Below are 25414 nucleotides of genomic sequence, written 5' to 3' on the forward strand. Positions count from 1 at the left end.
TACAAGGAATTAGCCGTGGACGAGTATCAGCAGACCATTCGCGCGTTGTCCGACCGCATTGTCGTGGCGCAGACGCCGATCCGCGTGCTCGATGCGGTGAAGTGGGACGATAACATCCGCCAGGCCTTCATCAACGGCAAGGGCAAAGAGCCGCCTGCCGTGGACCGCGCCTATTACCAGTCGCGCCCCCTGGGCTTCGATTCGAGTGCATTGAAGGCCGAGTTTCAGAGCATCGAGCGCGATATCACTCGCCAGCTTGGCCAGTTCAACCCGGTCGGGCAGATCATGCGGCGCATGTGCCGCGAGTACCGCATGGTGGTGCGCATGCTGGAAGCGCGCGGCACCGAGGACTTCGGCCTGATTTCGCAGGAGCTGTATGGTGCAGCTTCCGATGCGTTTCATGCCGGCGACCCGACCCTGGCCGACCTTGGCCTGATGCTTTCTGATTACCTGAACAACATCGATGGCCGCGGCGATCTCAAGGACGAGCCGAAGAACCTCACGGCCAAGCAAGCGGTGGATATCCTCCAGCGCCGGCTGAATACGGTGTTCGGCGAGGCCGAAGGCACCATCCGCGTGTTCGAGTCCGACGGTATCGTGGCCGATGCAGCGGCGGGCGCCGACTACATCAAGGTGCGCGCCGATGCCATGTTCAACAGCCGTGATGTGCGTGCGCTGGAGGTTCATGAAGGGCTGGTGCATGTTGGTACCACGCTCAACGGGCTTAACCAGCCGATCTGCACCTTCCTCGCCAAGGGGCCGCCGTCGTCGACTGTGACCCAGGAAGGCCTGGCCATCCTTATGGAAGTGATCGCCTTTGCCTCGTACCCGAGTCGCCTGCGCAAGCTGACCAACCGCACGCGGGCCATTCACATGGTCGAGCAGGGCGCCGATTTCATGCAGGTGTATGAGTTCTTCCGTGGCCAGGGCTTCGAGATCGGCCAGAGCTACAGCAACGCCAGCCGAGTGTTCCGCGGCTCGGTGCCGAACGGCCTGCCATTCACCAAGGACTTGTCCTACCTCAAGGGCTTCATCATGGTTTACAACTACATTCAGTTGGCGGTGAAGAAGGGCAAACTTGAGCAGATCCCGTTGTTGTTCTGCGGCAAGACCACTCTGGAGGACATGCGCACCCTGCGTCAGCTGGTCGAAGAAGGCCTGGTCGAACCGCCCAAATACCTGCCCGAGCAGTTTCGCGACCTGAATGCGCTGTCTGCCTGGATGTGCTTCTCCAACTTCCTCAATCACCTGAGCCTTGATCGCATTGAAGCCGACTACGCGAACATTCTGTAAAGGCCTGGCGCTGACACTGGCGCTGACCCTCGGCGGCTGCAGCAGCCTGCTGTTCTATCCCGAGCCGGGCCAGGCATTCACCCCCGAGCGGGCCAAGCTGGCCTATCGCGATGTGACCCTGACCACCAGTGATGGCGTGCGCTTGCACGGCTGGTGGCTGCCGGCCAAGGATGGCGTCGAGGTCAAGGGTACGGTGCTGCACCTGCACGGCAACGGCGGCAACCTGCCTGGGCACCTCGGCGGCAGCTACTGGCTGCCGGAGCAGGGCTACCAGGTGTTGATGATCGACTATCGCGGTTATGGCCTGTCTGAAGGCAAGCCAAGCCTGCCTGAGGTGTACGAAGACATAGCTGCGGCCATGAGCTGGCTTGAACGGGCGCCTGAGGTGCAGGGCAAACCACTGGTGCTGCTGGGGCAGAGCCTGGGCGGAGCGATGGCGATTCATTACCTGGCGGGCCACCCTGAGCAGCGTCAGCGCTTCAGTGCGCTGGTGTTCGATGGCGTGCCGGCCAGTTATCGCTCGGTCGGGCGATACGCGCTGGGTACCGGTTGGCTGACCTGGCCGCTGCAGGTGCCGTTGTCATGGCTGGTGCCCGACGGCGACAGCGCGATCCGTTCGATCGAGCGCCTGGACAGCCCGCCGAAGTTGTTTTTCCACAGCATCGACGATGCCCTGGTGCCGCTGGAAAACGGTCTGGACTTGTACCGTCATGCGCCACCACCACGGGTGTTGCAACTGACCCGCGGCGGCCACGTGCAGACCTTTGCCGACCCGACCTGGCGCCAGGTGATGATCCGCTTCCTGGATGATCCGACCCATTTCAACGGCCTGCGGCGCTTGGCCGAAGTGCCTAATTTCCCTGATGAGAAGAACAAGCAATGAGTGAAGAACGCAACGCCATCCCGCTGATTCTGACCGGCGTCGGTAGCATCATCGTGACGGTAGGGGCCCTCTGGTATTACGGCTACCTGCATTTTGCCAAGCCTGAGGATGCCCTGTTGCTGCAGGACTTCACCATGCTCAAGACGGTGCCGGGCGAGGATTACAAGGTCTCGCTGGAGCCTGCGGCGCAGGTGGCGCAGTGCATGGATGGGGTGTTGGTATTGATCGATATGCAGCAGAAGGGCCTGACCGGTGTGCTGGTCGACAATCGCAAGCGTGCGGTGCGCTGTGTTGGCGAGGAGACGCCGCGGCAAGTGCAGTGAATCGCATCGGGGCCGCTGCTCGGCCCCAGCAATTCTGAAACTCCCGCCAAAGCAGAACACAAAAAAACCGCGTGAGCCCAAAGGCTTCACGCGGTTTTTGTTTGTCGCGACGGGGCTGCCAGGCAGCCCCGCTGGCAACCCTTACTGGTTGGCAGCAGTACGCGGTGCAACCGGCTGGTTGTCGTTGGAAATGGTTACTTCCACACGACGGTTCTGGGCACGGCCGGAGTTGCTGGTGTTGTCAGCAACCGGGTATTCCTTGCCATAGCCCTGCGAGACGATACGCGCTGGATCTACACCGGCACGTACCAGGGCCATGCGCACAGCGCCAGCACGACGCTCGGACAGGCTCTGGTTGTAGCTGGCCGAACCGACGCTGTCGGTGTAGCCCTCGACAATCACTTTACGCTCTGGGTTTTCAGCCAGGAACTGCGCCAGCTTGGTCACGTTGGGCAGGGCGCTGCTCTTCAGTTCAGCCTTGTTGAAGTCAAACAGCACGTCGCCGAAGGTCACCAGGGTGCCACGGTCGGTCTGTTTGGCGTTCAGGCTGTCCTGCAGCTTCTTGATCTGGGCGTCACGGGCATCCAGGCGAGCCTGGGCACGTTGCGCCGAAGCGTTCTTCAGCTCGCCTTCAGCAGCGCGCAGGGCGATGGTCTGCTTGGCGACTTCAACGCGCTGGCTGGTCAGGTAGGCCAGCTGGTCGACTTTCTTGGTGTCTTCGCGATCCATGTAGGCCTTGTCGGCCTTGTTCAGCCAATCCTGCGCGTCCTTGGTCTCAAGGGCGGCCAGTTTGGTCGACTGTGGATCGCTCTGCAGCGCTGAGAAGCTGGTGCGAGCAGACTCGAGGTTGGCGTTTGGATCATGCGAGCAAGCAGCAAGGCCAACACTCAGGGCCAGCAGAGCGGGGATCATGACGTAGTTGCGCATAGTGTTCTTCCTTTAATCAGTAACGAAGGCTGGGGGAGGCGGGCAGGCTTATTCAGCGCTGCGCAGGCCTTCCTCACGCAGTTCCTGGACGCCTTGGCGGGAGTCCTGCACGGCTTTTTGCGCTTTGGCAGCCTGTGCCTTGCGCTCTGCTACGCGGGCGTCCCACTCAGCCTGCTCGGCGAGCACCTTGGCTTCTTCGTACTTTTTGTCGTGCATGGCAATTTCAGCTTTCTTGAACTTGTCCTGCGCCGCTTTCATTTCCACCGCAGCGAACTCGGTACCACCGGAGCTCACCGCCGCGTTGACCGCAGATTGGGTCACGGCGTACTGCTCGGTTGGCGGCTTGCCGGCGCAACCAGCGAGGACAAACGTGCTGCCCAGGGCCAGCGCGGCCAGTTTCAGGCCATGCATGCGGGTGGATGATGTTGGCATAGTGCGGCTCTTCATGTTGGTCAGCTCCATTGGATCACTCCTGATGACAATGTCCGTGGCAGTCCATCGCTCGTTCCCTGACAGTGCGCGCTTCAGCTGAACTGTGCACTACCACTGTGTGCAGGGTTTTAGCGTGATGGCTATTGGCTCGGACTGGAGCGTTTTTCGAATAGTTCCGAAAAAAATAGCAAGCCGTTACAAGTATTTTCTGACTGAACGGTCAGCGAGAAACTGCGGAACTTTCAGCTCGCGCAGGGGTAGGGCAGGGTAACTGCGGCGGGGCGCACGGGCCCCCCCGCGGTCGTCAGCACGTTATTTGGCAGGGTCTTGATCGGTGCTTGTGAACGTCTGCAGATGCTGCCGCGACAGCGCCAGAAAGCGCGGCGTAGAGCCTACGTCTTCATACATGGGGTCGCCTTGCTCATCGGTGGCAATGACCTGCCGGCCCTGCACATAGGGGAAGCTCGCTTCCAGCTCTTCGAGGGCCGAGGCGACCAGTTCGCCGAGCAGTTCTTCGGCGGTGCGTTTGGGGAACATATCGATCAGCGCGGCCAGGCGCGCCTCCGATTCCAGGTCCAGATGCAGGATGTGGCTGGTCGGGCTCAGGCTGCCTGCGGCGTTCTGTTCCCAGTGTTGGGCGAGTTCGCGGATTTTCATGATGACCTCTGTGCAGCTTGGATAGGGCGTGATGCCATGCACTGATTGGGAGTGGCTCTGCTCAACTTTAGTTGCTTTGGCGGTGTCAGGCTTGCCTTGAGCGCGCTGCTGTGGGCACTCTTGGGGCTGCTGGTTCCTGAATGGATGCGCGGACGAGCCGCGCTGGAGAAAGGCCTGATGACCGATATCGATGTACGCTTGCGTGAGGATGTCCATCTGTTGGGGGAACTGCTGGGTGAAACCATTCGCCAGCAGCATGGCGATGCGTTTTTGCAGAAGATCGAAGCCATCCGCCACAGCGCCAAGGCCGACCGCCGCGGCGCGGCCGAGCAGCTCAGCTCGACCCTCGACGACCTCGCCGATGACGAGCTGTTGCCGGTGGCGCGGGCATTCAACCAGTTTCTCAACCTGGCCAACATCGCCGAGCAGTATCAGCTCATCCACCGCCGCGCTGCCGACCAGCCCGAGCCGTTCGAGAGCCGGGTTTTGCCCGAGCTGCTGGCCCGCCTGAAGCAGGAAGGGCACAGCGACGATGCCCTCGCTCGGCAGTTGGCCAAGCTCGATATCCAACTGGTGCTGACCGCGCATCCAACCGAGGTCGCGCGGCGCACCCTGATCCAGAAATACGACGCCATCGCCGCGCAATTGGCCGTGCAGGATCACCGCGACCTGACCCCCGCCGAGCGCGAGCAGGTGCGCGACAAGCTGCGCCGATTGATCGCCGAGGCCTGGCACACCGAGGAAATCCGCCGCACCCGGCCGACCCCGGTGGACGAAGCCAAATGGGGCTTCGCAGTCATTGAACATTCACTGTGGCAGGCCGTGCCCAGCCATCTGCGCAAAGTCGACAAGGCGCTGTTCGAGGCAACCGGCCTGCGCCTGCCGCTAGAGTCGGCGCCGGTCCGTTTCGCCTCGTGGATGGGCGGTGATCGTGATGGCAACCCCAACGTCACCGCCGCCGTGACCCGCGAGGTGCTGCTGCTGGCGCGCTGGATGGCCGCGGACCTGTTCCTGCGTGATATCGATAGCCTGGCCGCCGAACTGTCGATGCAGCAGGCCAGTGCTGAACTGCTCGAACAGGCAGGCGAGGGCGCTGAACCCTATCGCAGTGTGCTCAAGCAGCTGCGCGAGCGCCTGCGTGCGACTCGCAGCTGGGCCCAGGCCGCACTGACCAGCAACCAACCGCCTGGTGCCCAGGTACTCAGCGACAACCGCCAGCTGCTCGACCCGCTGGAGCTGTGCTACCGCTCGCTGCACGAGTGCGGCATGGGGGTGATCGCCGATGGCCCGCTGCTCGACTGCCTGCGCCGCGCCGTCACCTTTGGCTTGTTCCTGGTGCGCCTGGACGTGCGCCAGGACGCTGCTCGCCATCGCGATGCGATGAGCGAGATCACCGACTACCTCGGCCTTGGCCGTTATGCCGACTGGGATGAAGAGCAGCGCATCGAATTCCTCCAGGCTGAACTGAAAAATCGCCGGCCGTTGCTCCCGGCCCATTTCAAACCGCAGGCCGAGACCGCCGAGGTCCTCGATACCTGCCGCGAGGTGGCCGCCGCGCCGGCGGCGTCACTTGGCTCATACGTCATCTCCATGGCCGGCGCGGCATCGGATGTGCTGGCCGTGCAACTGCTGCTCAAGGAAGCCGGCCTGACCCGGCCAATGCGCGTGGTGCCGTTGTTCGAGACCCTGGCCGACCTGGACAACGCCGGCCCGGTCATGCAACGGCTGCTCGGCCTGCCGGGTTACCGCAGCGGCCTGCGCGGCCCGCAGGAAGTGATGATCGGTTACTCCGACTCGGCCAAGGACGCCGGCACCACGGCGGCGGCTTGGGCGCAGTATCGCGCCCAGGAAACCCTGGTGCAGATCTGCCGCGAGCATCAGGTCGAACTGCTGCTGTTCCACGGCCGTGGCGGCACCGTCGGCCGCGGCGGTGGCCCGGCCCATGCGGCGATCCTGTCGCAGCCACCCGGCTCGGTCGCCGGGCGCTTCCGTACCACCGAGCAGGGCGAGATGATCCGCTTCAAGTTCGGCTTGCCGGGCATCGCCGAGCAGAACCTCAACCTGTATCTGGCCGCCGTGCTCGAAGCCACCCTGCTGCCGCCACCGCCGCCTGAGCCGGCCTGGCGCGAGGTGATGGACCAACTCGCCGCCGATGGCGTCAAGGCCTATCGCGGGGTGGTGCGCGAGAACCCTGACTTCGTCGAGTACTTCCGCCAGTCGACTCCCGAGCAGGAGCTGGGCCGCCTGCCGCTGGGCAGTCGCCCGGCCAAGCGCCGCGCGGGCGGTATCGAAAGTCTACGGGCAATTCCATGGATCTTCGGCTGGACGCAGACACGGCTGATGCTGCCGGCCTGGCTTGGTTGGGAAAGCGCCCTGAACAATGCCTTGGCGCGCGGCCAGGGTGAGCTGTTGGCGCAGATGCGCGAGCAGTGGCCGTTCTTCCGCACCCGCATCGACATGCTCGAGATGGTCCTGGCCAAGGCCGATGCGCAAATTGCCGAGGCCTACGACCAACGTCTAGTGCAACCCGAGCTGCTGCCATTGGGTGCGCACCTGCGCGACCTATTGTCGCAGTCATGCCAGGTGGTATTGGGCCTGACCGGGCAGCCGGTGCTACTCGCACACAGCCCTGAGACCCTCGAATTCATTAGCCTGCGCAACACCTATCTGGACCCGCTGCATCGCCTTCAGGCCGAGCTGCTGGCGCGCTCGCGCAGCCGTGAAGCCGCTCTGGACAGCCCGCTGGAGCAGGCGCTGCTGGTCACTGTGGCAGGGATTGCCGCCGGCCTGCGCAACACCGGTTAGGGTGCCTCCAAAGGAGGCTCAGGTGGGCGGGGGCGGGCTACGATAGTGCACGGCAGAACAGGGTTGCACCGAGGGCAACCCTTGCCACGGCAGGTCGCAAGTGGCGGTTTATCGCAACTTTGGGACGCTTGTCTGGTCGCCGGGCGCTGTGTATCTTGATCAGCCTTTTGACCGATTTTCTGGTCGACACCTGATTTTCCGGACTTGGCCCTGACGCCGACTCCGTTGATTTGCATAAAAAAATATGAGGAGCACAAGATGCGCGTAATTCTGCTGGGAGCTCCCGGGGCCGGTAAAGGTACTCAGGCAAAATTCATCACCGAAAAGTTCTCGATCCCACAGATCTCCACCGGCGACATGTTGCGTGCCGCAGTGAAGGCTGGCACCCCCCTGGGCATCGAAGCCAAGGCGATCATGGACGCTGGCAAGCTGGTTTCCGACGAGCTGATCATCAACCTGGTCAAGGACCGTATCGCCCAGCCAGACTGCGCCAACGGTTTCCTCTTCGACGGCTTCCCGCGCACTATTCCGCAGGCTGAAGCGCTGGTCACTGCCGGCGTCGAGCTGGACGCTGTGGTCGAGATCGCTGTGGAAGATGAAGAGATCGTTCAGCGCATTGCTGGCCGTCGCGTCCACGAAGGCTCGGGTCGCGTCTATCACGTGGTCTACAACCCGCCAAAGGTTGCCGGCAAAGACGACGTGACTGGCGAAGATCTGGTCCAGCGTAAAGACGACACCGAAGAAACCGTGCGTCATCGCCTGTCGGTCTATCACGACCAGACCAAGCCATTGGTCAACTTCTACCAGAAGCTTGGCGCTGCCAACGGCAAGCCGAAGTACAGCCACATCGAAGGTGTCGGCTCGGTTGAAGCAATCACTGCCAAGGTCCTCGCAGCCCTGAGCTGATCGTTACCTTGCATACGACAACGGCCCGCTTGCGGGCCGTTGTCGTTTATACTGGCGCTCTTTTTCTTGCGTCTGGAAACCCGTTCGATGACCACCTTGCTGGCCCTGGATACCGCCACCGAAGCCTGTTCCGTTGCATTGCTGCATGACGGCAAGGTCACCAGCCACTATGAGGTCATCCCGCGTCTGCACGCGCAAAAGCTGCTGCCGATGATCAAGCAGTTGCTGGCCGACGCGGGCGTGGCGCTTAGCGCTGTCGACGCCATCGCCTTCGGTCGCGGCCCTGGCGCCTTCACCGGCGTGCGCATTGCCATTGGCGTGGTCCAGGGCCTGGCCTTCGCCCTGGAGCGGCCGGTGCTACCGGTTTCCAACCTCGCCGCGCTGGCCCAAGGCGTGTTGCGTGAGCGTGGCATCGCTCAGGTTGCCGCAGCCATCGATGCGCGCATGGATGAAGTCTACTGGGGCTGCTATCAGGCCACTGCTGGCGAGATGCGCCTGGTTGGCCGCGAAGCGGTGCTGCCGCCGGAGCGGGTAGCGCTGCCGGATGGTAGCAGCGGCGACTGGTTCGGCGCCGGCACTGGCTGGGTTTACCACGAGCGCCTGGCGGTACCGGTCAGCGCCATGGACACCAGCTTGCTACCCAGCGCGCTCGATGTGCTGAGCCTGGCCGGGTTTGCCTGGGCCCGCGGTGAAGCGGTCGCCGCCGACCAGGCGCAACCGGTTTATCTGCGCGATAACGTGGCCACGCCCAAGGCGGTTTAAGCGGCTGTTCGTCGGCTGCTTACTTTTGCGCTAAACCTTTGGTGAGAACTGTGGTCCAGTTATCACAACGGCATTAGCGATGGATCTCTGATGCTGCTAAATTGCCATCATTGATCCTGAGTGTTCATTTCATGCGTATCGACGGCTTTTCACCGCAGTCCTATCCGATCAAGCGCGCACCGCGCAAGGCACCGGTGCGTGACGAAGCAGTCGAAGATGCCGAGCTGATCGAAGAGTCCGAGGTTGCGCAGGAAACCCGCACTCGCCGCAGCGCGGGTGGCTTGCCCGCCCGCCAGCAGGACATGGTTTTTCCCCGCGCCCGCGACCGGCGCACTGCAACCGCTCTGGCCAGCTACATGGCGACTGCAGGATTCACCGATTGGGATATGGAAGTGTTGGGGCTTGATCTGTACATTTGATGGATGAAGCCATCGCCCCTGCCATACTTTCTCGGTTGCCCGTCCTGGAGCGAAAGCGCCTGGCGCGACTATCTCTACCCCGCCGATGCCCGCGTCACTGACTACCTCGCGCTGTACAGCCAGGTCTTCAACGCCGTCGAAGGCAATACCACCTTTTATGCCAGCCCGGCACCGTCCACGGTAGAACGCTGGGCGCAGATCATGCCGCCCGGCTTTCGCTTCACCGCCAAATTCCCGCGTGAAGTCAGCCATGGCGGTGATCTACGTGAGCAACTTGAGGCAGGGTTGGCCTTTACCCGGCTGATGGCGCCGCTGGGTGAGCGGGTCGCGCCGTACTGGCTGCAGTTGCCGGCCACCTTTGGCCCTTCGCGGTTGCCCGAGCTTGCGTACTTTCTGCAAGAGATCGGCGTGCCGGTTGCAGTCGAGGTGCGTAACGACGCTTTTTTCGCTCGCGGCGAAGAAGAGCGGTCGCTCAATCGTCTGCTGCATGGCATGGGTGTCGAGCGCATCTGTCTGGACTCGCGTGCGTTGTTCAGCTGCACCTCACGCGAGCCTGCCGTGTTGCATGCGCAGAGCAAGAAGCCTCGCGTACCAGCGCGTCCGGCTGCTTTCAGCCAGCACCCACAGGTGCGCTTCATCGGCCAGCCTGAAGTGATTGGCAACGAGCCGTTCCTGACGCCATGGGTGAGCAAGGTCGCCGAGTGGATCGAAGCCGGCCTGAGCCCTTATGTGTTTCTGCATACTTCCGATAACCAGCAAGCGGCGGCCCTGGCTCAGCACTTTCACCAGCGCTTGAGCGAGCGTCTGCCGGGGTTGCCAGCACTGGCGGAATTGCCACGAGCGCCTGAGGTCGAACAGCTGGGTCTACTCTGACCACTCGTCAATCTGCCGGAGCCAGTGATCATGGATGTACAAACCCTGCGAGCTGAGGCCTTCAAGGCGCTGCATGAGCGTGACGGTGCCTTTGTCATGGCCAATCCCTGGGACGCCGGCTCGGCCAAACTCCTGGCCAGCATGGGCTTCGAAGCGCTGGCGACCACCAGTGCCGGCCTTGCCTTCAGCCTCGGCCGCGCCGATGCCGAGGGTGCGCTGAGCCTGGACGATACTTTGGACAACGCCCGCGCCATCGTCGATGCGAGCGCCTTGCCAGTCGCCGCCGACCTGGAAAACGGCTTTGGCGACTTGCCTGAAGACTGCGCCCAGGCGATCCTGCGCGCGGCCGAGGCGGGCCTGGTGGGCGGCTCGATCGAGGACGCCACTACCCGCAGCGATGCCCCCATCTATGACATGGGCCTGGCCGTCGAGCGGATCCGTGCCGCCGCCCAGGCCGCGCGTAGCCTGCCGTTCACCTTCACCCTGTGCGCCCGCGCGGAAAACCTGTTGCATGAGCGGATGGACCTCGACGACACCATCCTGCGCTTGCAGGCCTACGCCGAAGCGGGGGCCGATGTGCTCTACGCACCAGGCCTGCGCAGCGCCGACGAAGTGCGCGCGGTGGTGCAGGCGCTGGCACCCAAGCCGGTCAACGTGCTGATGGGCCTGGCTGGCGTGCCATTGAACGTCAACCAGCTGCAGGACCTTGGCGTGCGCCGCATCAGCGTCGGCTCGTCACTGGCCCGCGCGGCCTTTGGCGCGCTGCAGCGGGCAGCGCTGGAAATCCGCGAGCAGGGCACCTTCAGTTACGCCGAGCAGAGCATGCCGTTTGCTCAGCTCAACGATCTGTTCCGTCGCTAAGCCTTGATGCGCTGGCTCGGTTGGCTGCTGGTCATCCTCTCTCTGGCGGCGGCGCAAGCCTGGTACCTGGGCTGGCGCCCGCCTGCCGCCTGGAACCCATGGGCAGCGCTCGACGTACGCCAGCCGCCTAACTGGTTGACCGCGTACAAGCTGTCGCGGCTGCGCCAGGATCCAGCCCTGTGCGAACAAGCCCTGCAAAGCTCCGGCCTGCGTTATCGCGCCCAGGCCGACAGCCCGGCCAGCGCGCGCTGCCCTTTGAGCAATGTGTGGCGGGTCGAGGCAGGCCAGGCCAGCCTGAGTAGCAGTTTCCTCGCCAGCTGCCCGCTGGCGGTGGCCTATGCCTTGTTCGAGACCCATGGCTTGCAGCCGGCCGCGCAGCGCGTGTTTGGCCAGCCGGTGACAAGGGTCGAGCACCTTGGCAGCTTTGCCTGTCGCAATGTGTACAACCGCAAGGAAGGGCGCCTGAGCCAGCATGCGACGGCCAACGCCCTCGATATCAGCGCTTTTCGGCTCAAGGATGGCCAGCGCATCGTGCTGGCGCAGGACTGGCAGGTTGGCGGGCAAAAGGCTGAGTTTCTGCGCGAGGTGCGCAAGGCTGCATGTGCCAGCTTCAGTACGGTGCTAGGCCCGGACTACAACGCTGCTCATCACAATCATTTTCACCTGGACATGGGCGTCTGGCAGGTCTGCCGTTAGGCATGTACGCGCACGTTGTTCAGCACCACCGGGCGTGCCCAGTGCATGTCGAACTCAAGGTCGTGCTGCTGCAGCGTCAGGGTCGGCTGATCGAACGGCTCCGGCGCCGGGTCGAGCAAGTCCATGTCGAATTCGGCAATCGGCAGGTACAGCGGGCGCGGCGCGGGGGCGGCGCCAGGCGTTGGCAGCGGCTGGCCCTGGTGCATGACGACCGGGCGTAACCAGCTGTTGGTAAGGTCCATATCGCGCTGCTGCTCGATCATCTCGGCGGCGCTGAACGGCTCTGGTGCAGGTTCGAGCAGTGCGGCTTCAAGCTCCGCCTTGGGCAGAAACAGCGGCTCGGGTGGCTTGACCTCGGTGTCGCTGACCTGACAGCTACGCTGTAGGTCGATCAATGCCAAGGCGCGGGCGCCGCCGGTGGGCTCACCACTGACTTGGTCATGCTGCTGCAGCGCCTGGCTGACCGGGTCCACTTCGACAGCACTTTGGTCGGCCATCGCTCGGGCGAAGAAATCCTGCCACAGATGGCTGACGCCACCGAGTGCCTGGGTATTCTGCCGACCGTAGTTGCCGACAGGCGACAGGTAGGTCAAGCCGATGGGAAGAGTGTCTGTCATGGCAGTCGCGGCGGTTCAGCTCTGGCACAATAGCGGATACTGCGTGTATCGGCCGTGGCCGGGGTTTCATTAATTTTTTCGGGTGCAGGATCGGATGGTAGAGCAAGAGCAGGGCACGGGCATCACAGTCGAGGCGTTGGCGCCCGAGTACCAGGCCCAGGCGCAGCAGTGGGCTGTGCAACTGGGTTTGCCGCTGAACGACGACAGCGCCGCCGTGGCGCTGCAGATCGGCGCCGACGGCCTGCAACTGCAGCAGCTCGGAGCGCAGGCGCCAGGGCCGGTGCGGGTCGACTTCGTTGAAGGTCAAGCCGCGCACCGGCGCCTGTTTGGCGGCGGCAGCGGGCAGATGATCGCCAAGGCGGTCGGCGTGGCCCAGGGCGTGCGCCCGCAGGTACTGGATGCCACTGCCGGCCTGGGCAAGGACGCCTTCGTGCTGGCCAGCCTCGGTTGCCAGATGACCCTGATCGAGCGCCAGCCGCTGGTTGCCGCGTTGCTCGCCGACGGCCTGCAGCGCGCGCGTGACGACCATGAAGTCGGGTCCATCGTCGAGCGCATGCGCTTGCTGGTCGGCAACGCCATCGACACCATGCACGCCTGGCAAGGGGAGCCACCCCAGGTGATCTACCTCGACCCGATGTTCCCCCATCGAGAGAAGACCGCGCTGGTGAAAAAAGAGATGCGTGTGTTCCGCCCGCTGGTGGGCGACGACCTCGATGCTCCGGCGTTATTGGCTGCCGCGCTGGCACTGGCCAGCCATCGCGTAGTGGTCAAGCGCCCGCGCAAGGCGCCGATCATTGACGGGCCCAAGCCCAGCCACAGCCTGGAAGGCAAATCGAGTCGCTACGACATCTACCCGAAAAAAGCCCTCAAGGCCTAAGGCGCGTACGCCCGCACAAACAGCTCGACTACCTCGCGCACATGCGCCTCGGCCTCTGCGCCTACCAACGGCGGCGCGCAGCCGAGCAGCAAGCGATAATCCGGCGCGCCCTTGATCAGGCAGAAGAAGTGTTCGGCCGCTCGCCACGGGCTGTCGACGCGCAACAAGCCACGGTCAGCGGCATTGCGTAGCAGTGCTTCCATTTCGGCAAGAATCCGTTTGGGCCCGGCCTCATAGAAATACCGGCCAAAACTTGGGTCATGGCTGCCTTGGGCCATGATCAGCCGGCTCAGCTTGACCGACTCGTCGCTGCTGATCAGCGCGTGGAAGTTTCGCGCGATGTTCAGCAGCACCTGGTCAATCGGCACACCGTCGGGCAGCTCGAATATCAGCTCCGGCAATTGGCTTTGGCAGGTCGCCATCACCGCCGAGCCGAACAGGGTCTGCTTGTCGGTGAAATGGCTGTAGACCGTCAGTTTTGAAACACCTGCCGCCGTGGCGACCGCATCCATGCTGGTGTTGGCGTAGCCAAGGCTCAGGAATAGCGCTTTGGCAGCTTCAAGGATGGCCTCGCGTTTGGCTAGGTCCTTCGGCCGGCCAGGGCCGATGGGTGCGTCGTTTGGCATCAGGGTCTGCATCTTGGTGAACAGGAAGCCATCTTACCGGTTCAAAGGCGCTACGGCTGTAGTGGTCGATCAATCGTCAAGCCGAGCCGTCAGGCTTGTAGCCCAGGCTGCGCATCAGGTCATGAGCGACTTCGAAAAACATCGGCTCCAGGCTTTCGGCATAGTCCACGGTCAAGCGGCTGGCCGGCCCTGAAATGACCAGAGCACCCATAAGCTCCTGCTGCGCACCATAGATCGGCAATGCCACGGAAGCGGCATGCGGGTCGGTGGCGCCTTTGGAAAAGTAGGGTTTCTTCAGCGCGATCCCAACCTTGAACGGAGCGCGCAGGGCCTGCGCACCCGCTGCTTCGTCCATCGGGCGCATGTCGCCTGGTTGTAGATTCAGCCGCAGGCGGTGCGAAGAGTTTATGCGGTACTGACACATGCGATAGGCACCGTGGCGCACATAGAACGATGCGGTTTCGCCCGATTGCTCAGCCAGATACTGCAAGCGCGGCAACACGTGACTTTCGAGGTCGAGAGCCTCCTGATAGACCGTGTTCAGGCGCATCACTTCGCTCGCCAGCTGATAGCGTCCATCAGCCATGCGATTAACGAAGCCGTGATTCTCCAGCGATACCATCAAGCGCATGATCGTGCTCTTGATGAGTCCGGTGCGCTCGACCAGCTCCACCAGGGTCAGCGCACTATCGCCTATCTGAAACGCAGTCAACACGGTCAAAACACGGTCTGCCGATGCCACACCATTCACCGCAGGCCGCGGCCGCGCTTTAACCATCTGTGAATCCTCACAATCATTGAAGACCCTTGAGTCATACCCAAGGGCGGAAAACCGGATTATCCAACAACGGCCGGCCCTCGCCAACGTAACACGCGCAGTGCGCCAGATGAAAAGAGCCTGCCAGCGATGTCTGCACTGCTGGTCATCAGCAATGGCTGACTGTCGTCGGGCTGGCGGGCTGCTGCTGGCGCAATCTATGCGTTTTGATGCTGCTCTGGCCGGGCGATCCCGCCAAGCGGCGGGCATCTCACGGCCAGGCTCAGGCAGCCTGACTGCTCACTTGCGGCGAGCCACGCTGTGTTGAGCTATCAACGCCGTCACCAGCACACCTCCGGCGATCCCCAGGGTCGCCGGAGCTCCCCAGCGTGCTGCGATCAGGCCTGCGGCCATGCCGCCCAGGGCCTCAAAACCGAAACGCATGGCGATATAGAAGGCGATCACCCGACCGCGCAAGTGGCCGGGTGCGTCGCTTTGCAGCTGCATGTTGGTGCTGACATTGCTCAAGGTGATGCCAAAGCCCAACAGCCCCAGCGCCAGCAGGGCCAGCGGTAGCGAACCAGCCAGCCACAAACAGATCAGTGCGCCCGCGCACAGCAGAGCCCCGGCATTGGTGAACTGGCGCAGGCGTGGCAGGGTGCCGCCCACGGCAAGCACCAGCGTGGCGGCGAACGCGCCCGCGCCGGCAGCGCCCCATAACCAGCCAAGCACCTGCGCATCGCCCGCGAACACTGCTCGGGCCAGAATCGGCAGCAGCGCTGCGTAGCAAGACGCGAGCAGGTTGACCATGATCACGTTGATCAGTAGCTGGCGGACGTTGCGCGTCTGCCACATGTACGCCAGCCCTTCGCGAAACACCTGCGTGGTGGAGCCGCTGGCCTTGGGGCTGTCACTGCCGCGCACCTTCAGCAAGCCCGCGAGCAGCGCCACGAAGGTCACGGCCGTCAGGGCGAAACAGGCGGCTTCGCCGGCCAGGGCGATGAGCCCGCCGGCCAATGGCGGGCCGACGAAGCGCGCGGCGTTGATCAGCATGGCATTGAGCACCAGCGCGTTCGGCAGGTCGGCCTTGTCGTCGACGAAACTGCCGATCAGTGCCTGGCGCAGAGGTGTTTCCAGAGCATTGAGCAGGCCGAGCAACAAGGCCATGACAGCAATGAAGGGGCCGTCTACCCAGTCAAGCCAGGTCGCAACCGCCAGCACCAGCGACTGCACGATCAACAGCGACTGCACGATGATCAGCAGGCGGCGCTTGTCGTGCCGGTCGATCCATGCGCCAGCCAACGGGCCAATGAGCAACTGCGGCGCCAGCGAGAGAAAGGTGATCAGGCCCAGCAGCACGGCGGAGCCGGTCAGATGATAGGCCAGCCAGGCCAACGCGACCTGTTGGACCCATTTGCCAAGTGTGGAGACGCCTTGGCCGGCGAAATAGATCTGGAAATTGCGATGCGCGAGTGCCCGCACGGCGGCGGGCCAGCGCTGGCGATGCGCTGATGGTGAATCGGACAAGTGTGCGAATCCTCAGTAGACCCGCCACCGATACCGACCTCTCAGCTGCTGCGCACCCCAGCGCAAGGTACGCAGCCCATGATCAATCAGCCTGGCAGCAGGCAACCTTTGTTTTTCAAGGACGCCAGAACCCAGGAGCGGTCGTTGGTGCCTCGGGCAATTTGTTCCATTTGTGCAGTTTCGGCAGAGTGCTTTGCGGTGGCGCCAGCGTAGACGTCAGCGACATGGTCATAGGGCACGCACAGCAAGCCATCGTCATCGCCAATCATCAGGTCACCGGGCTTGATCACCATACCATCGATGGCGATCGGCACATTGATCTCGCCTGGGCCGTCCTTGTACGGGCCACGGTGCGAAATGCCTGCGGCAAATACCGGGAAATCACCTGCGCCAATGTTGGCTGCATCACGGATGGCGCCATTGATGACGATACCGGAGACGCCGCGTTTGAGCGCATAAGCCACCATCATCTCGCCGATCAGGGCGTTGGTCAGATCACCGCCGGCATCGACCACGATCACGTCGCCTGGCTGAGCGATGTCGATGGCGTAATGCAGCATGAGGTTGTCACCAGGGCGGGCCTTGACGGTCAGGGCAGGGCCGCACAGCACGCCTTCGCGGTGCATCGGGCGCAGGCGGGCACCGCCAGCCGTCATGCGATTCATCGAGTCGCTGACGTTGGCTACCGGCACTTCACGGTAGCGTGCGACCCACTCATCCCCGACTTTGCGTGCGCGCTCAAGCACTTGGAAGCCAACGCTCATGTGACATACCTCTCTTGGATTTATTAGGTGTCATCGACTGCTGTCGAATCGTTTTTTAGAATGGCATTGCATTTAATAATCCGCAATGCATTTTTGATGGCTCTAATGCTGGTTTCAATGGGGTTGTTTTAATTTTCTTGCAACGGCATTTCATTATGCTAGTGTTCAGGCATGCCGCACCTCAGCGGCAGACTGCTGCTGGACTGCCCCCGACAAGAACAAGGTATCCACGATGTCTCGTACTATTCTGCTGACCGGCCCCGAGCTTGCCCTCGATGCCATGAACCTCGCCGCCGAACAGGGCGTCAGAATCGTCCCCACCACGCCTTATCTGCCGGCGGACGAGCTGGAAGCCATCATTCGTGCTGAACAGCCCGATGCCATCGTGGTCCGCCAAGGCGAACTGACCCGCGCCATGATCGAGGCTTCGGACAACCTCAAGGTGATTGCCAAGCATGGCGTGGGTTACAACACCATCGATATCCAGGCCGCTGCGGATCGCCGCATTCCGGTATCGATTGCCGTAGGCGCCAATGCCCAGTCCGTGGCTGAGCTTGCCTTCGCCTTGATGTTCAGCGTGGCCCGGCAAACCGCGCTACTGGATGCGCGCATGCGCGATGGGCATTGGGACAAGGCCTCGGCCAACGGTATCGAGCTGGCGGGCAAGACCCTGGGTCTGATTGGCCTGGGTTCGATCGGTGGCATCCTGATGGATCTGGTGGCTCCGCTGCGGATGAAGGTCAAGGTGTTCGATCCCTACCTCAAGCAGCTGCCAGAGCGCTCGCATGTCGAGCGTGAAGAGGACTTCGATCGCTTACTGGCCGAGAGCGATATCATCAGCCTGCATTGCCCTCTGACCGACTCCAACCATAACCTGATCGGCGCCGCTCAGCTCGAGCGCATGCGTCCCAACGCCATCCTGATCAACACCGCCCGTGGCGAGTTGATTGAGACCAAGGCACTGGTCAAGGCCCTCAGCGAACGGCGCATCGCCGGCGCTGGTCTGGATACCTTCAATCCCGAGCCACCACCGGCCGACAGCCCGCTCTGGGGCCTGCCTACCCTGGTTGCCACGCCGCATGTCGGCGCCAATACCAGCGAAGCGCGTGACCGCGTGGGTCTGGTAGCACTCAAACAGGTTCTGGATGTATGGGCGGGTGATGCGCTGGACCCGCGCTGCGTAGTCAACAGCCACCTGTTCGCCCACTGATTGCTGACACCTGTGTGGCCCTCTGCTGAAGAGGACCGCATCCGCCACGCTCCAGAAAAAAAACAATTGGAGAGCACCATGACTTCAACCACGTTCCAGCCCGATGAACTCGAACGCAGTACGATGCGTCGTGTCGCCTGGCGCCTGTTGCCATTCCTTATCGTCTGCTACCTGATCGCGATCATCGACCGCGGCAACATTGGCATGGCTTCGCTGCAGATGAACGAAGACCTGCAGCTCACCGCGAAGATCTTCGGCTTCGCCAGCAGCCTGTTCTTCTTTGCCTACTTCCTGGTCGAAGTGCCCAGCAACCTTGCCATGCAACGCTATGGTGCACGGATCTGGATCGCTCGAATCATGATCACCTGGGGCCTGATCTCGGCAGGTACGGCGTTCGTCCAGGGTGCCAACTCCCTGTATGTGATGCGCTTTCTGCTCGGCGCCGCCGAGGCGGGCTTCTTCCCGGGGGTGCTGCTGTATCTCACCTATTGGCTGCCATCGGCTTACCGCGCGCGCATGGTTGCGTTGTTCATGGTGGCGATCCCGGCGGCCAACTTCATCGGTTCACCGTTGTCTGGCCTGCTGTTGAGTCTGGATGGCTGGATGGGCATGCGCGGCTGGCACTGGCTGTTCATCCTTGAAGGCATTCCAGCGGTACTGCTGGGCATCGCCTGTCTGTTCGTGCTGACCGACCGTCCCGAGCAGGCCAAATGGCTGAGTGACGAGCAACGCGGCTGGCTCATCCAGCGGCTGGCAGATGAAGCCTCGAAAAAGACGGCTATCGGCCACATTTCGCTGTGGAAACTGCTGCGCCACAAAGATATCTGGGTGCTGGCACTTATCTATTCCGGAGCATCTGCTGCAGGCAGCACCATGAGTGTGTGGGCGCCGCAACTGCTGAAGACCTTTGGCCTGACTTCCATGGAAATCGGCCTGGTCAATGCCATCCCTTACGGCGTTGCCTCGGTCCTGATGATCATCTGGGGGCGCAGCTCCGACCGTACCGGCGAGCGTCGCTGGCACACCGCGATGACCATGCTGTTGATCGCCGCAGGCTTGCTGATGACCTTGTTCACATCATCCTTGCCAGCAACAGTGGTGATGCTCACCATGGTGTTGGTCGGGGCGTACTCGATGAAAGGGCCGTTCTGGGCGCTGGTATCGGGTTGGCTGTCCTCGTCAACCGCGGCTGCAGGGCTGGCGGCGGTGGGGGCCATGGCCAACCTGATCGGTGGCGGCATCATGGTCAACGTCTACGGGGCCATTCACGATGCCACAGGTAGCTACGCGCTGGCGCTGATGCCGTTGGCGGCGTTGTGTAGTGTGGCTGGCATCGCGGTCCTGGTAATCGGCCGCAAACGTCAACTCGAGAAACAGGCGGGCAGTGCGGTCGTCGCCAAGTAACTTACCTCAGCTGTTCCCCGATGCCCGCGTTTCTCTCTGAGGAGCGTGGGCATCGTCGTTTCCCGGCATGCGTCATTGTGGCCGTAGCTGTAGCAGCGCCCGCGGACCAGCTGTAGATCCTGTTCTGCTAGTGAGACATAGTCATGCGCACGGGTGACAAGGAGAGCACGATGAACACAGGTTCGGCGATGACAGTTGTGGTGGTTGGGGCGGGTATTGTGGGGGCCTCCGTGGCTTATCATCTCTCACGGCTGGGTGTGCGGGTCACCATAGTGGAAGCACGGCGGGTGGCGTCTGGTGTGACATCGACGTCCTTTGCATGGATCAATACCTGCTGCAGCGGCGCAGACCCGGTCGCACCGCTGCGAGCCGCTGCCATCGCTGACTACCGCCGCCTCGAGGCGGAGTTGCCGGGGGTGAATGTGCAGTGGACAGGGGCGCTGACCTATGGCATTTCGCCGATGCCGGCTGCTTGTGCCAAGTCTGCTGGGGTCGCAACAGTCTCTTGTGCTGAGATTCTGGCTCTGGAGCCGAATCTCAAGCATCCACCTGTTCAGGCTGTTTATGCAGCAGAGGAGGGGGCACTGAACGCGGTCGATGTTACCTGGGCGCTGATTGAAGGTGCTCGGGGTCATGGTGCCAGGCTTATGGAAGGGACCCAGGTACTGGGGTTCACCGAAAGCGCTGATCGCGTCTCGGGTGTGCGAACCAGCAGCGGGGTAATCGATGCTGATCTAGTGGTGCTTGCAGCTGGTACGGGTATTACGGCGCTGATGGGCTCTTTGGGTTACTCGCTTGCGCTGGAGGCCTCACCTGCCATCTATATCCGCTACAGGTCGCCCAGTCGGCTTGTCAGGGGGATTGTGTCCAATGCGGCGATGGAGGTGCGGCAGGGCAAGGATGGGAGCCTGCTGGCGGCGGAGGATTATCTGGATGATGCGGTCGATAACCGGCCTGGGGCGATTGCGCTCAGAGCCGCTGGGGCGATCAAGAGTGAGTTGCATGGCGTTGCTTCGCTCGACGTTGTGGAGGCTTGTGTTGGTTTGCGGCCTGTGCCGAGTGATGGTGCGCCGCTTGTTGGATATGTGCCGGGCATCGGTGGTGTGTACGTTTGTGTGATGCACCCTGGGGTTACTTTGGCTGCTACCGTGGGGCGTTTGGTGGGGGCGGAGATTGTGAGTGGCGTGGAGGCTGCTGATCTGGCGGCTTGTAGGCTTGAGCGCTTTGGTTAGCTTCGGGATTTATGGTGGTTGCCTTTGCTCTGCTCTGCGGGGTTCCCTCGCTCCGGTCTTGCTCCCGGGAGGACCGCGCTGTACTGGGCCTCTTGGGCCGCTGCTTTTGACTTTCGCTCTTGATCTTGATCAACCTGCGACTTCAGGAGCAAGACCGGAGCGAGGGAATTCCGTAGCGCAGCGAAGGGGCCGGAACCATCACTAATGAATCGGATAAGTCCACCCTCTCATAGCCGCAATCCGGCCCCGCGCAGCCAGATGCCCAGCATCCACATACACTAACCACCACCCAATAATTTCTACCTTTCACCGACTTCCCGCCACCGCACAGCTGATTTAATATACTCGCCAGTATAAATATTAGAAGCGCCTTACACGGACGGTCCCCCATCATGTTGCGTCATGCCTGGTCAATTGCTTTGCCCGCCGCTGCAGCCTTGCTGCTGGCCGCCTGTGGTCAGGAGACCGCGCCGCCCGCCGCGCCGCGTCCGGCCCTGGTGGTGCAGCCGCAGCCGGCCAGCGCTGCCGCCGACAGCTACCCCGGCGAAGTACGCGCCCGCTTCGAGCCTGAGCTGGCCTTCCGCATTGGCGGCAAAGTCAGCAAGCGCCTGGTGGAAGAGGGCCAGCGGGTCAAGGCCGATCAGCCACTGGCCGAGCTCGACCCACAGGATGTACGCCTGCAATTGCAAGCCAACCGTGCCCAGCTTGCCGCCGCGCAGGCCAACCTGGCGCTGGTGCAGACCGAACGTGAGCGTTATCAGAAATTGCTCGACCGGCAGATGGTCAGCCGCTCGCAGTTCGACAACGCCGAAAACCTCTACCGCGCAGGCCTCGCCCGCCTCAAGCAGGCTCAGGCCGAAGCTGATGTGGCCGGCAACCAGGCCGACTATGCAGTGCTGCGTGCGCCGCAGGCGGGGGTGATTTCCAAGCGTCAGGTCGAGGTCGGCCAGGTCGTCGCAGCAGGGCAGACGGTGTTTACCCTGGCAGCAGATGGCGAACGAGAAGTGGTCATCGGCCTGCCTGAGCAGCAGTTCGCGCGCTTTGCCGTCGGCCAGCCCGTCAGTGTCGAACTGTGGTCGCAGCCCAATCAGCGTTACCCCGCGCGCATCCGCGAACTGTCCCCGGCAGCCGACCCGCGCTCGCGGACCTTTGCCGCACGCATCGCTTTTGACTCGAGCAAGGCCCCGGCTGAGCTGGGCCAAAGCGCCCGAGTGTTCGTCGCCCATGAAGGCCAGCCGGCATTGGCGCTGCCGTTGTCGGCGGTGACCGCTGAGCAGGGCCAGGCCTACGTGTGGCGAGTTGACAAGGACAAACGCCTGCAGCGCGTTGCGGTGCGCCTGGGTGCCTATGGCGCCGACAGCGTGCCGGTGCTGGACGGGCTGGCGCCGGGCGACTGGATCGTCGCTGCCGGTGGTCATGTATTGCGCGAGGGCCAGCAGGTGCGGCCGGTCGACCGCAGTAATCGTGATGTGGATCTGGCGGCCAAGGAGTAAGTCCCGATGGGTTTCAACCTTTCCGCCTGGGCGCTGCGCAATCGCCAGATCGTACTGTTCCTGATGATCCTGCTGGCCGCGATTGGTGCGATGTCCTACACCAAGCTGGGGCAGAGCGAGGATCCGCCGTTTACCTTCAAGGCTATGGTCATCCGTACCATCTGGCCGGGTGCGAGCGCCGAAGAGGTGTCGCGCCAGGTTACCGAGCGCATCGAAAAGAAGCTGATGGAAACCGGCGAGTACGAAAAGATCGTTTCGTTCTCGCGCCCAGGCGAGTCGCAGGTCACCTTCATGGCGCGCGACTCGTTACACTCCAAGGACATCCCCGAGCTGTGGTACCAGATCCGCAAGAAGGTCGCGGATATCCGCCATACCTTGCCGCCGGAGATCCAGGGGCCGTTCTTCAATGACGAGTTCGGCACCACCTTCGGCAATATCTATGCGTTGTCTGGCGAAGGCTTTGACTACGCGGTGCTCAAGGATTACGCCGACCGCATCCAGATCCAGCTGCAACGGGTCAAGGATGTGGGCAAGGTCGAGCTGATCGGCCTACAGGATGAAAAGATCTGGATCGAGCTGTCCAATCTCAAGCTGGCTACCCTTGGCGTGCCGCTGGCCGCCGTGCAGCAGGCGCTGCAAGAGCAGAATGCGGTGAGCAGCGCGGGCTTCTTCGAGACCCCGAGCGAGCGCCTGCAACTGCGCGTCAGTGGCCGCTTCGACAGTGTCGAGCAGATCCGCCAATTCCCGATCCGGGTCGGCGAGCGCACCTTCCGCATCGGCGATGTCGCCGAGGTGCACCGTGGCTTCAATGACCCACCGGCGCCGCGCATGCGCTTCATGGGTGAAGACGCCATAGGCCTGGCCGTGGCGATGAAGGACGGCGGCGATATCCTGGTGCTGGGCAAGGCGCTGGAGGTCGAGTTCGCTCGGCTGGCGCACAACCTGCCAGTTGGTATGGAGCTGCGCAAGGTGTCTGACCAGCCGGCGGCGGTCAAGGCCGGGGTCGGCGAGTTCGTGCAAGTGCTGGTCGAAGCGTTGGTGATCGTGCTGCTGGTGAGCTTCTTCTCGCTCGGGCTGCGTACCGGGCTGGTGGTGGCGCTGGCGATTCCGCTGGTGCTGGCGATGACCTTTGCCGCCATGCACTACTTCGGCATCGGCTTGCACAAGATTTCCCTCGGTGCGCTGGTATTGGCCCTGGGTCTGTTGGTCGACGACGCGATCATTGCTGTGGAGATGATGGCGATCAAGATGGAGCAGGGCTACGACCGGCTCAAGGCGGCCAGTTACGCCTGGACCAGCACGGCGTTCCCGATGCTCACCGGCACCCTGATTACCGCGGCGGGCTTTTTGCCAATCGCCACCGCGGCCTCCAGTACCGGCGAATACACTCGCTCGATTTTCCAGGTGGTGACCATCGCCCTGCTGACCTCCTGGGTAGCGGCGGTGCTGTTCGTGCCGTACCTGGGCGAGCGTTTGCTGCCGGATCTGGCCAAGCTGCATGCCGCTCGCGGCCACACTGACCCCTATGCGACGCCGTTTTACCAACGTGTGCGGCGAGTGGTGGAATGGTGCGTACGCCGGCGCAAGACGGTGATTCTGCTGACCATCGCCGCGTTCGTCGGCAGCATCCTGCTGTTCCGTTTCGTGCCGCAGCAGTTTTTCCCAGCCTCGGGTCGGCCGGAGCTGATGATTGACCTCAAGCTGGCCGAAGGCGCCTCGCTGAGTAATTCCGCCGAACAGGTCAAGCGCCTCGAAGGCCTGCTCAAGAACCACGACGGCATCGACAACTATGTGGCCTACATCGGCACTGGCTCGCCGCGCTTCTACCTGCCGCTGGACCAGCAGTTGCCGGCGGCCAGTTTTGCCCAGTTCGTGGTGCTGGCCAAATCCCTGGAAGATCGCGAGGCGCTGCGTAGCTGGTTGATCGCGACCCTGGATGAGCAGTTCCCGCAATTGCGCTCCCGCGTCACGCGCCTGGAAAACGGCCCGCCGGTAGGTTACCCGGTGCAGTTCCGGGTCACCGGCGAGCACATCGAGAAGGTCCGCGCGCTGGCCCGGGAAGTGGCGAGCAAAGTGCTGGAGAACCCGCACGTCGTCAACGTGCACCTGGACTGGGAAGAGCCGAGCAAGGCGGTGTTCCTGCAAATCGACCAGGAGCGTGCGCGCGCGCTGGGGGTGAGTACTTCCCAGCTGGCGAGCTTCCTGCGCAGCTCGTTGACCGGCAGCTCGGTCAGCCAGTTCCGCGAAGACAACGAGCTGATCGAGATTCTGGTGCGGGGCACGGCCGAGGCGCGTGGCGACCTGGGTAACCTGGCAAGCCTCGCAGTGCCGACCGATAACGGCCAGAGCGTGGCGCTGTCGCAGGTGGCGACTCTTGAGTACGGCTTCGAGGAAGGCATTATCTGGCATCGCAATCGCCTGCCAACGGTGACCGTGCGCGCCGATATCTACGACAAGCAGCAGCCGGCGACGCTGGTCAAGCAGATCGAGCCATCGTTGCAACAGGTGCGTGCCAGCTTGCCGGACGGCTATCTGCTTGAGGTCGGCGGCACTGTCGAGGACTCCGAGCGCGGGCAGAAGTCGGTCAATGCCGGCATGCCGCTGTTCATCGTGGTGGTGTTGAGCCTGTTGATGATCCAGCTGCGCAGCTTCTCGCGCACGGTGATGGTGTTCCTCACCGCACCGCTGGGGTTGATCGGGGTGACGCTGTTCCTGCTGATCTTCCGCCAGCCGTTCGGCTTCGTCGCCATGCTCGGCACCATTGCCCTGGCCGGGATGATCATGCGCAATTCGGTGATCCTGATCGATCAGATCGAGCAGGACATCGCCGCGGGCATGCAGCGCTGGCAAGCCATCATCGAAGCCACGGTGCGGCGCTTCCGGCCAATCGTGCTGACTGCACTGGCCGCCGTGCTGGCGATGATTCCGCTGTCACGCAGCGTGTTCTACGGGCCGATGGCGGTGGCGATCATGGGCGGCCTGATCGTCGCCACGGTGCTGACGCTGCTGTTCCTGCCGGCGCTGTATGCGGCATGGTTCAAGGTCAGGAAGGAAGCGTAAGAGGCGCTGG

General features: G+C 62.8%; 24 protein-coding genes. 16 read left to right on the forward strand and 8 right to left on the reverse strand.

Going from position 1 to position 25414, the window contains the following annotated elements; genetic code table 11:
* Nucleotides 1-15: 15 nt before the first annotated feature.
* The 3 genes from ACIOAU_RS01310 to ACIOAU_RS01320 are packed head-to-tail and all read left to right on the forward strand — an operon-like array spanning nt 16 to nt 2499.
* Nucleotides 16-1293: a flavohemoglobin expression-modulating QEGLA motif protein gene (locus ACIOAU_RS01310; RefSeq protein WP_101317158.1), complete on the forward strand. Its 1278-nt coding sequence runs from the start codon at nt 16-18 to the stop codon at nt 1291-1293.
* A complete protein-coding gene (locus ACIOAU_RS01315) occupies nt 1265-2176 on the forward strand; it encodes an alpha/beta hydrolase (protein WP_181106149.1) in 912 nt (303 codons plus the stop codon). The genes ACIOAU_RS01310 and ACIOAU_RS01315 overlap by 29 nt, the downstream gene beginning before the upstream one ends.
* The gene (locus tag ACIOAU_RS01320; protein WP_101317164.1) at nt 2173-2499 is read left to right on the forward strand and encodes a hypothetical protein; all 327 of its coding nucleotides are present in this window, start codon (nt 2173-2175) and stop codon (nt 2497-2499) included. Before ACIOAU_RS01315 ends, ACIOAU_RS01320 begins: the two co-directional genes overlap by 4 nt.
* Nucleotides 2500-2640: 141 nt before the next feature.
* Here ACIOAU_RS01320 and ACIOAU_RS01325 read toward each other — a convergent pair whose 3' ends face one another.
* The 3 genes from ACIOAU_RS01325 to ACIOAU_RS01335 all read right to left on the reverse strand — a co-directional run bounded on the left by ACIOAU_RS01325 (nt 2641) and on the right by ACIOAU_RS01335 (nt 4515).
* The gene (locus ACIOAU_RS01325) at nt 2641-3426 is read right to left on the reverse strand and encodes an OmpA family protein (protein WP_101317166.1); all 786 of its coding nucleotides are present in this window, start codon (nt 3424-3426) and stop codon (nt 2641-2643) included.
* Between the two features lie 48 nt (nt 3427-3474).
* Nucleotides 3475-3888 (reverse strand): DUF4398 domain-containing protein, encoded by a 414-nt coding sequence (locus tag ACIOAU_RS01330; RefSeq protein ID WP_101317168.1) that lies wholly within the window; start codon nt 3886-3888, stop codon nt 3475-3477.
* Between the two features lie 282 nt (nt 3889-4170).
* A complete protein-coding gene (locus tag ACIOAU_RS01335) occupies nt 4171-4515 on the reverse strand; it encodes a pilin assembly protein (protein WP_101317170.1) in 345 nt (114 codons plus the stop codon).
* Between the two features lie 177 nt (nt 4516-4692).
* Between ACIOAU_RS01335 and ppc the strand changes: the two genes are divergently transcribed.
* The 7 genes from ppc to ACIOAU_RS01370 all read left to right on the forward strand — a co-directional run bounded on the left by ppc (nt 4693) and on the right by ACIOAU_RS01370 (nt 11837).
* Nucleotides 4693-7320 carry a phosphoenolpyruvate carboxylase gene (gene ppc / locus ACIOAU_RS01340; RefSeq protein ID WP_101317173.1) on the forward strand — a complete coding sequence of 876 codons (2628 nt, stop codon included), beginning with the start codon at nt 4693-4695 and terminating at the stop codon, nt 7318-7320.
* Between the two features lie 258 nt (nt 7321-7578).
* Nucleotides 7579-8226 (forward strand): adenylate kinase, encoded by a 648-nt coding sequence (gene adk / locus ACIOAU_RS01345; RefSeq protein ID WP_101317175.1) that lies wholly within the window; start codon nt 7579-7581, stop codon nt 8224-8226.
* 87 nt (nt 8227-8313) lie between these two features.
* Nucleotides 8314-8988, forward strand: coding sequence for a tRNA (adenosine(37)-N6)-threonylcarbamoyltransferase complex dimerization subunit type 1 TsaB (gene tsaB / locus ACIOAU_RS01350; protein WP_181088571.1), 675 nt, complete (start codon nt 8314-8316; stop codon nt 8986-8988).
* 131 nt (nt 8989-9119) lie between these two features.
* A complete protein-coding gene (locus tag ACIOAU_RS01355) occupies nt 9120-9407 on the forward strand; it encodes a hypothetical protein (protein WP_101317179.1) in 288 nt (95 codons plus the stop codon).
* 3 nt (nt 9408-9410) lie between these two features.
* A complete protein-coding gene (locus ACIOAU_RS01360; RefSeq protein WP_188035510.1) occupies nt 9411-10280 on the forward strand; it encodes a DUF72 domain-containing protein in 870 nt (289 codons plus the stop codon).
* Between the two features lie 30 nt (nt 10281-10310).
* On the forward strand, nt 10311-11141 hold the full coding sequence (locus ACIOAU_RS01365; RefSeq protein WP_101317183.1) for an oxaloacetate decarboxylase: 831 nt from the start codon (nt 10311-10313) through the stop codon (nt 11139-11141).
* Nucleotides 11142-11147: 6 nt separating this feature from the next.
* A complete protein-coding gene (locus tag ACIOAU_RS01370; protein WP_188035511.1) occupies nt 11148-11837 on the forward strand; it encodes an extensin family protein in 690 nt (229 codons plus the stop codon).
* Here the strand turns inward: ACIOAU_RS01370 and ACIOAU_RS01375 are convergent.
* Nucleotides 11834-12454: an energy transducer TonB gene (locus ACIOAU_RS01375; RefSeq protein ID WP_188035512.1), complete on the reverse strand. Its 621-nt coding sequence runs from the start codon at nt 12452-12454 to the stop codon at nt 11834-11836. The two genes, ACIOAU_RS01370 and ACIOAU_RS01375, sit on opposite strands and share 4 nt — an antisense overlap.
* Before the next feature lie 94 nt (nt 12455-12548).
* Here ACIOAU_RS01375 and ACIOAU_RS01380 point away from each other — a divergent pair, with 94 nt between their 5' ends.
* Nucleotides 12549-13331 (forward strand): class I SAM-dependent methyltransferase, encoded by a 783-nt coding sequence (locus ACIOAU_RS01380; protein WP_188035513.1) that lies wholly within the window; start codon nt 12549-12551, stop codon nt 13329-13331.
* Here ACIOAU_RS01380 and ACIOAU_RS01385 read toward each other — a convergent pair.
* From ACIOAU_RS01385 to ACIOAU_RS01400, 4 genes are all read right to left on the reverse strand, one after another.
* Complete coding sequence (locus ACIOAU_RS01385; RefSeq protein WP_150571539.1) at nt 13328-13969, reverse strand: TetR/AcrR family transcriptional regulator; 642 nt, start codon at nt 13967-13969, stop codon at nt 13328-13330. The genes ACIOAU_RS01380 and ACIOAU_RS01385 overlap by 4 nt on opposite strands.
* Before the next feature lie 64 nt (nt 13970-14033).
* Nucleotides 14034-14735, reverse strand: a complete 702-nt coding sequence (locus tag ACIOAU_RS01390; RefSeq protein WP_401179491.1) for an IclR family transcriptional regulator — start codon at nt 14733-14735, stop codon at nt 14034-14036.
* A 279-nt stretch (nt 14736-15014) separates the two neighbouring features.
* Entirely contained in the window at nt 15015-16196 is a 1182-nt protein-coding gene (locus tag ACIOAU_RS01395) for an MFS transporter (protein WP_181106145.1), read from the reverse strand.
* A gap of 131 nt (nt 16197-16327) precedes the next feature.
* Complete coding sequence (locus ACIOAU_RS01400; protein ID WP_188035515.1) at nt 16328-17005, reverse strand: RraA family protein; 678 nt, start codon at nt 17003-17005, stop codon at nt 16328-16330.
* A gap of 232 nt (nt 17006-17237) precedes the next feature.
* Here ACIOAU_RS01400 and ACIOAU_RS01405 point away from each other — a divergent pair, with 232 nt between their 5' ends.
* From ACIOAU_RS01405 to ACIOAU_RS01425, 5 genes are all read left to right on the forward strand, one after another.
* Complete coding sequence (locus ACIOAU_RS01405) at nt 17238-18215, forward strand: hydroxyacid dehydrogenase (RefSeq protein ID WP_150571542.1); 978 nt, start codon at nt 17238-17240, stop codon at nt 18213-18215.
* Between the two features lie 78 nt (nt 18216-18293).
* A complete protein-coding gene (locus ACIOAU_RS01410; protein WP_181088563.1) occupies nt 18294-19619 on the forward strand; it encodes an MFS transporter in 1326 nt (441 codons plus the stop codon).
* Between the two features lie 170 nt (nt 19620-19789).
* Complete coding sequence (locus ACIOAU_RS01415; RefSeq protein WP_188035516.1) at nt 19790-20851, forward strand: FAD-binding oxidoreductase; 1062 nt, start codon at nt 19790-19792, stop codon at nt 20849-20851.
* Between the two features lie 392 nt (nt 20852-21243).
* Nucleotides 21244-22344 carry an efflux RND transporter periplasmic adaptor subunit gene (locus tag ACIOAU_RS01420; protein WP_101317195.1) on the forward strand — a complete coding sequence of 367 codons (1101 nt, stop codon included), beginning with the start codon at nt 21244-21246 and terminating at the stop codon, nt 22342-22344.
* A 6-nt stretch (nt 22345-22350) separates the two neighbouring features.
* Nucleotides 22351-25404 (forward strand): efflux RND transporter permease subunit, encoded by a 3054-nt coding sequence (locus ACIOAU_RS01425; protein ID WP_220633200.1) that lies wholly within the window; start codon nt 22351-22353, stop codon nt 25402-25404.
* Nucleotides 25405-25414: the final 10 nt, after the last annotated feature.

The organism is Pseudomonas sp. NPDC088322 (genome assembly GCF_044740745.1).
GTDB classification, from domain to species: domain Bacteria; phylum Pseudomonadota; class Gammaproteobacteria; order Pseudomonadales; family Pseudomonadaceae; genus Aquipseudomonas; species Aquipseudomonas shirazensis.

Coding starts and splice junctions, on each gene's coding strand:
- ACIOAU_RS01385 (WP_150571539.1), bottom strand. CDS start 13,969: ATGCAGACCCTGATGCCAAACGACGCACCCATCGGCCCTGGCCGGCCG.
- ACIOAU_RS01320 (WP_101317164.1), top strand. CDS start 2,173: ATGAGTGAAGAACGCAACGCCATCCCGCTGATTCTGACCGGCGTCGGT.
- ACIOAU_RS01355 (WP_101317179.1), top strand. CDS start 9,120: ATGCGTATCGACGGCTTTTCACCGCAGTCCTATCCGATCAAGCGCGCA.
- ACIOAU_RS01410 (WP_181088563.1), top strand. CDS start 18,294: ATGACTTCAACCACGTTCCAGCCCGATGAACTCGAACGCAGTACGATG.
- ACIOAU_RS01425 (WP_220633200.1), top strand. CDS start 22,351: ATGGGTTTCAACCTTTCCGCCTGGGCGCTGCGCAATCGCCAGATCGTA.
- ACIOAU_RS01405 (WP_150571542.1), top strand. CDS start 17,238: ATGTCTCGTACTATTCTGCTGACCGGCCCCGAGCTTGCCCTCGATGCC.
- ACIOAU_RS01365 (WP_101317183.1), top strand. CDS start 10,311: ATGGATGTACAAACCCTGCGAGCTGAGGCCTTCAAGGCGCTGCATGAG.
- ACIOAU_RS01330 (WP_101317168.1), bottom strand. CDS start 3,888: ATGGAGCTGACCAACATGAAGAGCCGCACTATGCCAACATCATCCACC.
- ACIOAU_RS01370 (WP_188035511.1), top strand. CDS start 11,148: ATGCGCTGGCTCGGTTGGCTGCTGGTCATCCTCTCTCTGGCGGCGGCG.
- ACIOAU_RS01415 (WP_188035516.1), top strand. CDS start 19,790: ATGAACACAGGTTCGGCGATGACAGTTGTGGTGGTTGGGGCGGGTATT.
- adk (WP_101317175.1), top strand. CDS start 7,579: ATGCGCGTAATTCTGCTGGGAGCTCCCGGGGCCGGTAAAGGTACTCAG.
- ppc (WP_101317173.1), top strand. CDS start 4,693: ATGACCGATATCGATGTACGCTTGCGTGAGGATGTCCATCTGTTGGGG.
- ACIOAU_RS01335 (WP_101317170.1), bottom strand. CDS start 4,515: ATGAAAATCCGCGAACTCGCCCAACACTGGGAACAGAACGCCGCAGGC.
- ACIOAU_RS01380 (WP_188035513.1), top strand. CDS start 12,549: ATGGTAGAGCAAGAGCAGGGCACGGGCATCACAGTCGAGGCGTTGGCG.
- ACIOAU_RS01390 (WP_401179491.1), bottom strand. CDS start 14,735: ATGGTTAAAGCGCGGCCGCGGCCTGCGGTGAATGGTGTGGCATCGGCA.
- ACIOAU_RS01420 (WP_101317195.1), top strand. CDS start 21,244: ATGTTGCGTCATGCCTGGTCAATTGCTTTGCCCGCCGCTGCAGCCTTG.
- ACIOAU_RS01325 (WP_101317166.1), bottom strand. CDS start 3,426: ATGCGCAACTACGTCATGATCCCCGCTCTGCTGGCCCTGAGTGTTGGC.
- ACIOAU_RS01375 (WP_188035512.1), bottom strand. CDS start 12,454: ATGACAGACACTCTTCCCATCGGCTTGACCTACCTGTCGCCTGTCGGC.
- ACIOAU_RS01360 (WP_188035510.1), top strand. CDS start 9,411: ATGAAGCCATCGCCCCTGCCATACTTTCTCGGTTGCCCGTCCTGGAGC.
- tsaB (WP_181088571.1), top strand. CDS start 8,314: ATGACCACCTTGCTGGCCCTGGATACCGCCACCGAAGCCTGTTCCGTT.
- ACIOAU_RS01400 (WP_188035515.1), bottom strand. CDS start 17,005: ATGAGCGTTGGCTTCCAAGTGCTTGAGCGCGCACGCAAAGTCGGGGAT.